The sequence below is a fragment of the Thermoleptolyngbya sp. M55_K2018_002 genome, from assembly GCF_015295965.1.
Lineage (GTDB): Bacteria > Cyanobacteriota > Cyanobacteriia > Elainellales > Elainellaceae > Thermoleptolyngbya > Thermoleptolyngbya sichuanensis.
Genome location: NZ_DVEA01000266.1, coordinates 23,037 through 33,508, shown reverse-complemented (window position 1 = coordinate 33,508; position 10,472 = coordinate 23,037). Strand labels below are relative to the sequence as shown.

General features: G+C 56.2%; 8 protein-coding genes. 3 read left to right on the top strand and 5 right to left on the bottom strand.

Annotation, left to right across the window (positions count from 1 at the left end):
- The 3 genes from IGS51_RS13570 to IGS51_RS13560 all read right to left on the bottom strand — a co-directional run.
- Positions 1 to 2,085: Rne/Rng family ribonuclease (locus tag IGS51_RS13570; protein ID WP_297078920.1), on the bottom strand; the 2,085-nt coding region annotated here is incomplete at its 3' end.
- A gap of 781 nt (positions 2,086 to 2,866) precedes the next feature.
- Entirely contained in the window at positions 2,867 to 5,536 is a 2,670-nt protein-coding gene (locus tag IGS51_RS13565; protein ID WP_297078918.1) for a TIGR03960 family B12-binding radical SAM protein, read from the bottom strand.
- 161 nt (positions 5,537 to 5,697) lie between these two features.
- Positions 5,698 to 6,066 carry an STAS domain-containing protein gene (locus tag IGS51_RS13560; protein ID WP_297078916.1) on the bottom strand — a complete coding sequence of 123 codons (369 nt, stop codon included), beginning with the start codon at positions 6,064 to 6,066 and terminating at the stop codon, positions 5,698 to 5,700.
- A gap of 715 nt (positions 6,067 to 6,781) precedes the next feature.
- Here IGS51_RS13560 and IGS51_RS13555 point away from each other — a divergent pair.
- On the top strand, positions 6,782 to 6,976 hold the full coding sequence (locus IGS51_RS13555) for a hypothetical protein (protein ID WP_068511224.1): 195 nt from the start codon (positions 6,782 to 6,784) through the stop codon (positions 6,974 to 6,976).
- Positions 6,977 to 6,979: 3 nt separating this feature from the next.
- Here the strand turns inward: IGS51_RS13555 and IGS51_RS13550 are convergent, their stop codons facing one another.
- Positions 6,980 to 7,432 carry a hypothetical protein gene (locus IGS51_RS13550; RefSeq protein ID WP_297078914.1) on the bottom strand — a complete coding sequence of 151 codons (453 nt, stop codon included), beginning with the start codon at positions 7,430 to 7,432 and terminating at the stop codon, positions 6,980 to 6,982.
- A 766-nt stretch (positions 7,433 to 8,198) separates the two neighbouring features.
- Between IGS51_RS13550 and clpS the strand changes: the two genes are divergently transcribed.
- Together clpS and IGS51_RS13540 are read left to right on the top strand one after the other, a co-directional pair.
- Positions 8,199 to 8,480: an ATP-dependent Clp protease adapter ClpS gene (gene clpS / locus IGS51_RS13545; RefSeq protein ID WP_068511220.1), complete on the top strand. Its 282-nt coding sequence runs from the start codon at positions 8,199 to 8,201 to the stop codon at positions 8,478 to 8,480.
- Between the two features lie 89 nt (positions 8,481 to 8,569).
- Positions 8,570 to 8,959, top strand: a complete 390-nt coding sequence (locus IGS51_RS13540) for a hypothetical protein (protein WP_297078912.1) — start codon at positions 8,570 to 8,572, stop codon at positions 8,957 to 8,959.
- 62 nt (positions 8,960 to 9,021) lie between these two features.
- On the opposite strand, the gene hisD is transcribed toward IGS51_RS13540, so the two are convergent.
- The gene (gene hisD, locus IGS51_RS13535) at positions 9,022 to 10,374 is read right to left on the bottom strand and encodes a histidinol dehydrogenase (RefSeq protein WP_297078910.1); all 1,353 of its coding nucleotides are present in this window, start codon (positions 10,372 to 10,374) and stop codon (positions 9,022 to 9,024) included.
- Positions 10,375 to 10,472: the final 98 nt, after the last annotated feature.

Genomic DNA, 10,472 nt, shown 5'->3' with positions numbered 1-10,472 from the left:
ACTAGGGGCGCTGCTATCCCCAGCCGCATCACCGTCCTCAGGGTCGGGGCTGGCCGGGGCGATCGCGGCTTCAGCAGGCAAGCTTGCTGCATGGGCCACAGGCTCAACGGGCGCAGCCGATTTCAGAATAGGATCTGGCGTTGGTGCAGATTCATCTTTTTCGAGCAGTGCGGTAGAGAACCCACTGCCATTACCAGAAGTTGTGCTACCAGAAGTTGTGCCAAGGGTTGTACCAGAAGTTGTGCCAGAAGCCGTCGAGTTGCCCCCCTGTCGCCCCTGTCCCGGCAGCGCAACCATCACCACCGTTGTCTTTGGATCTTTCACGGGTTCCGGTGCCAACACCAGCGGCGAAACCCCCATCAGCGCATAAATCTCTTGCTCCTCTGGGGTCATCTCAACCGTGATCACCTGCTGTGGCTCTGCGGCGGCTCGCTCTCGTCGCCCGCGTCCACCCCGCTCTGGCTTTTCTGAGCGCCCTTCTCGCCCCTCTCGCCCCTCTCGGCTCTCTTTCCCTGGGGTTGGCGTGGAACCGTTCAGCACGGGCAGTTCTTCAAGCGCAATGGGCGCGTCTGTATCCGCCTCAAGGTCGGGCGATCGCCCCCCATTCCCGCGCATCACAGGCTCACCAGAGCGAGGCGGGCGACTGCGGCGGCGGCGGCGGCTATCAACTCGGTTGCGGTCTTGATAGCTGGGGTGGTTGGTCAGATCTAGCTCCTGCTGCTCTGCCAGCGCCGGAGAGCCAAAGTCTAACTCCGGAGCGTCCCAAGGCTCCCGCAACTGCACCGCCCGCGATTCATGAGCAGCCGGGAACGTGCGGGGCGCTTCAGCAGGCACAGCCACCTCTTCGGTATCTCCGGGCAAATGCACCACATGCCCCAACCCGCCGCAGGTTGGACACGCCTTTCCAAACAACTCGTAAATATTTTTCCCCTGACGCTTCCGGGTTAGTTCCACCAGTCCCAGTTCCGTTAGCTGAGCAATTTGGGGCCGGGCCTTATCAGCCCGCAGCGCCTTATTAAACTGCTCTAAAACCTGGAGTTTGTCTCGGTGGGAATCCATATCGATAAAGTCCACCACAATCACCCCGGCAATGTTGCGAAGCCGGAGCTGGCGGGCAATTTCTGCTGCCGCCTCGCAATTCGTCCACAGCACGGTTTCTCGCGCCGTTGCAGAGCGGGTAAAGGAGCCAGAGTTCACGTCAATCACCGTCAGCGCTTCGGTGCGCTCGATGATGATATATCCGCCAGAAGGCAAGTCTACTCGCGGCTTCAGCGCCTCGCGAATCGCCGCATTCACCCGAAAATATTCCAGAATGGGCGTGCGTTCGCGGTGGTGGTCAATCAACACGCCGACCGGAGCCTTACCGCCGCTCCAGTTCATCAAATGCTGTTTAACGCGCTTTGCCCCTGTATGGGAGTCCACCACAATGCGATTTACATCAGCGCTGTAGACATCCCGCAGCACCCGCTGAATAAAATCATCATCTCGATTCAGCAGACAGGGCGGACGAGTATTGGCAGCTTCTAGCTGAATAGCTTCCCACTGTTTTTGCAGCGCTTCCAGATCTTCGATAATGGCTTCTTCTGGCACGCCTTCCGCTTCGGTTCGCACCAATAGCCCCATGCCCGCTGGTTTTACCAAAATCGCCAGGGCCCGCAGGCGATTTCGCTCGTTTTCATTGCGAATTCGACGCGACAGATTCACGCCCCGTCCAGAGGGCATCAATACCAGATAGCGTCCAGGCAGGCTGATGTTGCCAGTGAGCCGGGGTCCTTTGTTGCCGGTCGGCTCTTTCATAATTTGCACCAGCACCTTTTGCTGGGGCACGAGCAGTTCGGTGATAGGGGCGGCCGCTTTTTTGAGGCGGAGCGGGCCGAGGTCAGACACATGGATAAAGCCGTTGCGCTCACTGTCTCCAATGTTCACAAAGGCAGCATCAATCCCCGGCAAGACATTTTCCACAATACCCAAGTAGATGTCGCTGACCTGGTGGCTGCCTGTTGCAACAATTAGCTCTTGAATTTGGTCTCCTGAAAAGACGGCGGCGATTCGATGCTGCTCAGCAATAATAATTTGTTTTGACATTCAAGTTCCTCAGAACGGGGCAACGCAGAGCGAACAGATTCGCGGGATGCGCTTCTGCGGTGATTTTGTGTGTAGATCTGTAAACACGGAAGACCCTGGTATCGGCGAGTAGACGAGGAATGCCCTACTACCCATCGATTCGACAGCGTACTGCTTCTAACTTCTCTGGATGTAAAGACAATTAAAGAGCTGCCTGCCGTTTCAATACCTGGAGCTTTCTGATACCCGGAGCTAGCGCTCGCTAGTGGTCTGTCAACGCTCGACTCATGGGCTGATTGACTCACGAGTCGGCTCACGAACTGCGGATGATGCAGCGGTGAGTCCTCAAAAGCTGCCTGACGCAACACTAGTCAAGCTCGATAGAACTGGGTACACCTTGCACTGGAGCCAGGTACCCAATTTGACTCATCTTCAGTCTCAAAACCTGCGGAGGCGAACTCCCTCCCAAACGGTCTGCCTATTAAGCCACGGGCAGCAACATGGGCGCTCAGTTCGCATCAGCGTCTTTTGAAATGCATTATAGCGTGCCGTTAAGATTGTGCTACCAGCCGCTGCACAATTCCTATCACATGGGGAAAGGGATGAAAAATGCTGTGGCTGAGGCTCAAAACGTGCGCTTCTCTGGACATCGGGTGTAAAAGCTTCATCTGGGATATCCCGCGAGAATCTCGATGAAACGTATTTAAATCCCCTATCTAATTGTAGACAGATAAATAGAGCTATCTGTTAAAAAACGCACCGTTATGGTCTAAAGAGTGGTGTAGGTGCTGGATGGAGGACGTTAGAACATGAGGCGATCGCGGTGGCTGTGGAGAATCTGCATCGGCTGCTGGCTAGCTTGTTCTAGCAGGTGAAGGAGGTGTTCTGGGCGGAGGAGCGTGCCGTCGTTGCGGCAACTGCCGACGTAGCGAACGGCAAAGGCTTGGTTAGGGTCAGCCTCTTTCAGGACGGCAGCGATGGATGCTGGATAGCGCTGAGGGGGCAGCAGATCCAGTTCGCTAAGGCGATCGCGCAAGTTGATTCGCTGCACCTTGCCTGATTTCGTGGTTTGGTCGTACCAGAGTTCACGGGCGGTCAAGATTTCTTGCAACCACTGGGCAGGCTGCTGGGGCAAGAGCGTTGGGGGCGCATCGGCGGAGAGGGCGATCGCCAGGGTATATTCTGCCTGGTCAAGCTGCTGGGTGGCGGTGGGGCCGTCGGGGGCGATCGCCTCCACGCCATACAGCGGCACGTCGGGGGGCAGTTGGGCCGACAGTTTTTCCAGAAACTCGGCGGGTTCCAGGATTCGCGTCAGATCGAAATCGACGACCTCGCCTGTGCTGGTAGACCCCAAAGGCAGGGCACTGGCCACCATGATCCGGGGGCTGGGGTGGAAGCCGCCTGTGTAGGCAATCGGCAGAGCGGCTCGACGAATGGCTCGGTCAAACAAGCGCAACAAATCTAAATGACCAATCAGCGCCATGCTGCCCAGTTTGCCGTAGCGCACCCGTAGCCGCTGGGCGCGGTGGGTTTCGGGCGTAAAGTGATGCTGGAACTGGGGAATTGGCGGCGGCGGCACGACCACGTTATGTCCAAAGTCTGCCCCACACACGCCACAGTGGGAGCAACCGTCGAAGGAGCAGTCGGGAACGGTGGCCGCTTCTAGGGCGCGGCGCAGGTCTTCCTGGAGCCAGGTTTTGCTGATGCCTGTGTCGATGTGATCCCAGGGCAGGGGGGCGCTGTAGTCTGGGGCGAGGAGTTCCGAAGCATCGGCGGCGCTATCGAATAGGTTCCATTCGCCGCTTTCGACCTGGCGATATTTCCAGGTGAGTCCGGCTTCGGCGATCGCCTCCGTCCAGGCCCCAAAGGCCCGCTCTAGGCTCTCCCACCAGGAATCTTCGCGGGCACCCAGTTCCCAAGCGCGACGCACAACAGCCCCCAAGCGGCGATCGCCCCGCCCGACAAAATCCTCCATCGCCGAAATCCGCACATCGGTAAAATTCGCCTTCACCCCACGAATCGTGCGAAATTCCTGCTGCAACAGCCTTTGCTTACGCTCAAATTCTGCCGTAGACACCGAATGCCACTGAAACGGCGTGTGGGGCTTGGGCGTAAAGTTGGAAATCGTCACATTAAAGCCCAGTGGCTTGCGCCCCTTCAGCCGACACTCCCGCTGGAGCCAGCGCATTGTTTCGGCAATGCCCAGCACGTCGGCATCCGTTTCCCCCGGCAGCCCAATCATGAAATACAGCTTGACCCGATCCCAGCCCTGCTCGTAGGCAGTTTTCACGCCCCGCAGCAGTTCCTCATTGGTTAAGCCTTTATTAATAATGTCGCGCAGCCGCTGCGTCCCCGCCTCTGGCGCAAAGGTCAGCCCGCCCTTGCGCGTGCCGCCGATAATATTGGCAATATTTTCATCAAACCGGTCAACCCGCTGGCTGGGCAGGCTGAGGGAAATGTTTTCATCCTTCAGGCGATTTTTGATTTCCAGCCCTACTGCGGGCAGCGCCAAGTAGTCAGAGCAACTGAGCGATAGCAGCGAAAATTCGTTGTAGCCCGTTGCCCGCATTCCCTGCTCGATGGTTTCAATCACCTGCTCTGGGGCGACATCTCGCGCTGGGCGAGTCAGCATTCCTGGCTGGCAAAAGCGACAGCCCCGCGTGCAGCCCCGGCGAATTTCTACCACCAGGCGATCGTGAACCGTTTCCACGTAGGGCACTAGCCCAATAGAATAGGCGGGCATGGGGGCAGCGACACGGCGCAGCACCCGCTCCGGCACGTCTGGCCGCAGAGGACGCACGGCCCCATCCGCAGCCATTTCGTAAAACTGCGGCACATAGACACCGGGAACCTGAGCCAGATCCAGCAGCAGTTCCTCCCGGCTGAGTGCCTGCGCCTTGCCTTCTTGCAGCACCAGCCCAATTTCGGGCAGCAGTTCTTCGCCATCGCCCAAGGCAATGAAGTCGAAAAAGTCGGCGTAGGGTTCGGGGTTGGAAGTGGCAGTCTGTCCGCCCGCAAAAATCAGCGGAAAGCTTCCCTGTTCGACGTTCCAGACCCCAGACTGCTGCCGCTCTTGCCAGGTGAGCGGAATCTGGGCCAGGTTCAGCATTTCCAGGATGTTGGTTGCGCCCAGTTCGTAGCTGAGGCTGAAGCCAAGGATGTCGAAGTCGGTCAGGGAACGGCGAGACTCGACAGCAAATAGGGGCGTATGGGATTCCTTGAGCTTGGCGGCCAGGTCTGGGCCAGGCAAATAGGCGCGATCGCACAGTTGTCGAGGCTGCGCGTTGAGAATGCTGTAGAGAATAATGTGGCCCAGGTTGGATGCGCCGACCTCGTATACTTCGGGATAGGTCAACACCCAGCGGATGTCTGCATTCGACCAGGGCTTGTGAACAGCCCCTAGCTCATTGCCCAGGTATCGAGCAGGACGGGCAATGTCGGGGGTGAGCAATTGCTCAAGGGCGATCGCCACAGGAAACCAGCCTCGCTAAACTAAATCCCTACCCACCCAGTATACGAGGACGACGCGAGTCTAACAGGGCTACGCGGTGAGCGCCACCTTGGGCAAGGGCGAAAGGTGGCGAGGGCAAAACCGATGGCGAAACCGATGAGGCATAGTGATGTTTGTCCGGCTCAAGATGCGAGAGACACTTCGTAGTCAGCCCGGCTCTCGAACAGGGTAAAGGCCCGGTCGAGCTGTGTCACTTCAAAGATGATGCGGATAGAGGGCGAAACCCCACAGATGCCGAATCGTTTTTGGTGCTGGTGAGCGGCGGTTTGTGCCGAAATCAGCACCATCAGCCCTGCGCTGTCGAGTGTTTCTACCTGGCTAAGATCGACCAGCACAGACGAACAATCTGACGTAAGAAGCGTTGCCAACTGTCGTTGAAACAGGGCTGCGTTTGAGGCATTGAGCGCCCCCACAGGCTCTACAACCGTCGTTGAAGCAGAACCGACTGGCGAAAATTCAGAGAGCAGAGATTCTGATAATAAGGTTTGCATCACAAGCTAATTTCACCCCGACAAGAGATAAAGAAGAATTAGAATTGAACCGCGTTTAGAATTTAGGGTTCAGAGTTCAGGCTGAGTTGAATCCTACCGACTGAGTTGAATCCTAGCGAACGAAAATCGAATGGAAGTCGATGGAAAAGATCGGCTTGGCAAAGGCTTGATCCGCCTGCCTTGACTAAATCCCAACGGTACACGGACACGTTGAACCTCAAAACTGATACCGAGTGGGAACACAAACCGTGATCCCTGAAAAATAGTTCGTTCAACAGGTTCCGTGCCAGCCTATTTCCGTGTATTCGCGGAATCTTTAAAAGCAATCCGCTCTTCTATAAAGATTTAAATAAGTGTTCCTACGAGTGCAGCTTGCTACAAATTGCGCTAGCATCTACCCTCACATCGCACTGAGAACAGTCGGCGCTGCGATCGCCCCCGGAATATCCCACAAGCCTGAGATTTGCTCAGCGAGCCGAAGCGAAGCAGTTTTGGCGATTTGGCTCAAGGCTGATGTTGCCCCTGAATGGATTCAACTTTCTGAACCGTCTGCAACCCTTCACTTCCGTTTCCGCCCAGCCCTGGTGATTTAGGTCACAAAAATTACCCGTTTTAGATCACTTGTTTCGTTCGGTGGAGATCACTTCTGTTCCCGAAGAAGCGAACGACAATTTAAACAGTGTGAGATGCCCCAAACATTGCGGTGAAGAATGCAATGAAGACTACCCATGTGATTCGTCAACTGGTTGCCAAAGCCCTCTATATCAAGCAGTTAACCCCTGACATTGAGAACGAAATCAACTATGAACTGACCCGACTGGGCTACATTTCAGACGCAGATTATGAAGCTCTGGAACTGCTGATGTCTGAGATGGATGCGGGCCGTGTGCGCCTGGTGCCCAGTCCATAGGGGTTAGCTGCATTTCTTCTCCGAAGACTCGAAGATTGCAGGATAGGCAGCCCAAAGTCTTTGTGTCAAAGAATGCAAAGGATTTTGAACGGGGCGATCGCCCTCAGCGACAGGCTTGAGCGAGTGCAGCGCTGACCACAGCGGAATTAGCTCAACATCCAGCGCATGGCGCATGAGTGCAGTAGGCAAGAGCAGATCCGCCCCTTCGCGCAGATCGATCATGCTGTGGATTCTCTCTGATTCTAGCGATCGCCCAAGCGGGGGGATAGAACTGGCCAGAGCGCTCACGTCGCAGGCTGCGGATAGCTCCTCGGAGAGCAGCGTGACCAAAAGCAGCGGTCGTAGCCAGCAGACCGGACGAGTTTCAGAAAGCTGGATCACTTCTGCATAAAGGCGGATTTCTTCATGTTCGATGCAGACGATTTCGCTGGGATGAAACGTAGAAGCTGAATCCATGAATGACTCTAGTTGGCGATCGCCCCCGAATAGCCGTTTACTTGGACGATGAGTTGCAGATTGCTCAGCCGCCAAAGATCTTACATGGGCAGGGAAGCGCTGGCTCCATGAGACTTGATGCCGACTGACCTTCTTCTATCTTATAAATTGGGCTATCTAAATTGGGTTATCAAGTGGGCGGGGCACTGCTCCAGACTTTTACGCCGAGAGTGCTGCTTCGGTGGAGCATCTGGCGGAGGTTGAGAACCGAAGGCTGAGGACTGCGAAAGTACCGCTTTGGAGCGCAGAGTTCTGGCAACGCGACACTCCCAGGTGTTGATATTCTCTTGACCTGGGATGCGTTCAATGTCAGTTTTTTGTAGGGTTGAGTGTTGAGCAACATTTAGAAATATGAATTCGCGCTAAGGTATTGATCGAAGCGCCACGTCAGACGGGCGATCGCCCACAGAGAGCAAGTCAATGCATGACATGATGCCTGCTTGACGCATCCTGCTGAATAGACTGGGCCGGATGAACAAGCTGAAGACACCCATCTACCCGTATGGATCTACTAGATTTGTCTACTAGATCCATCTACAGGCGGAACTGTGTACTTGCAAGGCATCTCTCTGGCGTGTCTTCAGGCACTTCATAAGACTTGTTAAGCTGTCACTACAGGTTTGCACTGGCGCAATTCAGGCAAGTGTGTCGTGACTGCATCTATATGACCGCAATATGACCGCACCTGTTACGTTGCTGTACTTTTCAGAAAAAGAGGATTAGAACTGTGGCTGTCGAGACTATTGAACAGCGTTCAACCTCCCGAAAGCTAGCTCCCCGCTATCGTGTGTTGCTGCACAACGACGATTTCAACTCGATGGAATACGTCGTTCAAACGCTGATGAAAACTGTGCCCAACCTTACGGTTCCGCAGGCCATCAACATCATGATGGAAGCACACACCAACGGCGTTGCGCTAGTGATCACCTGCGCCCAAGAACATGCTGAGTTTTACTGCGAAACGTTAAAAAGCCACGGACTGACCAGCACAATCGAGCCAGATGAATAGTGCTGGATGGTACTCCAGACTCCATAACCCGGCTTAGTAACCCAGACCAGTAGCCTAGACCAGTACCCCAGACCATTCGCCCTGCCATCATGCTTGGAGTTTTTCAACACAGTGAGTTGCGGATTGAGCTAAATGCCTCCGAAGCCGCAATTCGAGATAGCTTGCTGCGTCCTGCGGAATTTCGTCAGTGGCTTGGGCCGCAGACCTTTTCGCCTGATCTGGGCGATCGCCTGGAACCGGGAATGCAGTTCACAGGCTGGCTAGGGCCGATTGCCATCCGGCATCAGGTCGATGTGCTGGATTCCAACAGTCTGCGGCTGCTGCTCAGTCAGGGCGTGGACGGATTTCACCAGTGGTATTGGGGCGAGGGCTGGGTGCAGTCGTCTTTGGAGGGTATCTCGCTGCTGCCGCTGAATCTAGGGCAGACTGTGAGCCTGATGCGGCTGCGGCAATACCTTACCCGCCAGAGTCGATCCTGAGCATGGTGCAGATTGAACGGGTTGAGCCAGCAAGGTTTGGGAGGATACGCTGACCCGTGGCATTAAAAGCCCGCTTCGGGACTAATGGGATAATCGCCGGTCACTTCTTGAGCGCTGGTCGGCTTTTGCACCCGCAGGCGCACTGAGTCGGCGTGGGATGCCAGTCCCTCGGCCATCGCCAGGGTGTCAACCGCTGTCGCCATTTCCTGAAGCGCAGCCGGGGAATACTGAATCAGGCTGGAATGCTTGATAAAGGTTTCTACGCTGAGTGCGGAGGCGTAGCGAGCCGCGCCAGAGGTGGGCAGGGTGTGGTTTGGGCCGGCAAGGTAGTCGCCTACGGCTTCGGGAGTCGAGTGGCCGAGGAAGATGGCTCCGGCATGGCGAATTTTTTCCAGCAGCACCCAGGGATCGGCAATCTGAAGCTCCAAATGCTCCGGCGCAAACTCGTTGGAAAGGTCTGCCGCCTGAGCTAAAGAATCGACCAAAATCACAAGACCATAGTGGGCGATCGCCTTTTCGGTCAGCAGGCGACGGGGATGGTTGATCAGCATCCGCTCCACCTCCGCCACGACCTTGTGGGCCAGCGTTGCGTCTGTGGTCAGCAAAATTGCCGCCGCCAGCGAGTCATGTTCTGCCTGGGCCAGCATATCGGCGGCGACGTGGGTGGGATTGGCCGTGTGGTCGGCAATAATCAGCACCTCCGATGGCCCTGCCAGGGAGTCGATCCCTACCGTCCCGTAGACCAGTTTTTTCGCCAGGGTAACGTAGATATTGCCTGGGCCGGTGATCACGTCCACTTTGGGGATAGTGTCTGTGCCGTAGGCCAGTGCGGCGATCGCCTGCGCCCCGCCCACTCGATAGATTTCCTGCACCCCCACCTCTTGAGCTGCCACCAAGATCGCCGGATTCACGCTTTTATCTGGGCGCGGCGGGGTTGCAATGACGATGCGCTCTACACCTGCCACCTTTGCCGGGGTCGCATTCATAATCACCGTGCTGGGGTAGGCAGCCTGCCCACCGGGCACATACAGCCCTGCCCGATCGACGGGCGTATAGCGCTTGCCTAGGACGATTTCTGGATCTTCAAACTGCACCCAGCTTTTGGGAACACGCTGCCGATGAAAGGCCTCCACCCGCTTGCAGGAAATGCGAATGGCATCGAGCAGGTCTTTGGAAACTTGCTGGTAGGCTGCGTCTAGCTCGGAGCCGCTGACTCGCAGTTCTTCGGGCTTTAGGGATACCTGGTCAAACTCTTCGGCGTAGTGCAGAACAGCGCGATCGCCCTGCCGCCTCACTGCCTGGAGCACCTGCTGAACCGTTGCCTCCTTGTGGAGGATTTGCTCATCGTGGGTGCGATCGCAAATTCGCCGCAGCTCCGTTGAGGCTTCAGACCGTTGATTGATAATTCGCAGCATTGCCACAGTGAGGTGAGAGACGCCAGTCCGGGAGTGCCCCGTCTACTCAAAGGTCGAACTCAAAAACCGAATCCATTCCCAGAAGCCTTCAACTCTGC

Excerpts from the sequence above, each read along its gene's own strand:
- IGS51_RS13555 (WP_068511224.1), top strand. The coding sequence starts at position 6,782 with ATGAAGACTACCCATGTGATTCGTCAACTGGTTGCCAAAGCCCTCTAT.
- IGS51_RS13550 (WP_297078914.1), bottom strand. The coding sequence starts at position 7,432 with ATGGATTCAGCTTCTACGTTTCATCCCAGCGAAATCGTCTGCATCGAA.
- IGS51_RS13540 (WP_297078912.1), top strand. The coding sequence starts at position 8,570 with ATGCTTGGAGTTTTTCAACACAGTGAGTTGCGGATTGAGCTAAATGCC.
- IGS51_RS13560 (WP_297078916.1), bottom strand. The coding sequence starts at position 6,066 with ATGCAAACCTTATTATCAGAATCTCTGCTCTCTGAATTTTCGCCAGTC.
- hisD (WP_297078910.1), bottom strand. The coding sequence starts at position 10,374 with ATGCTGCGAATTATCAATCAACGGTCTGAAGCCTCAACGGAGCTGCGG.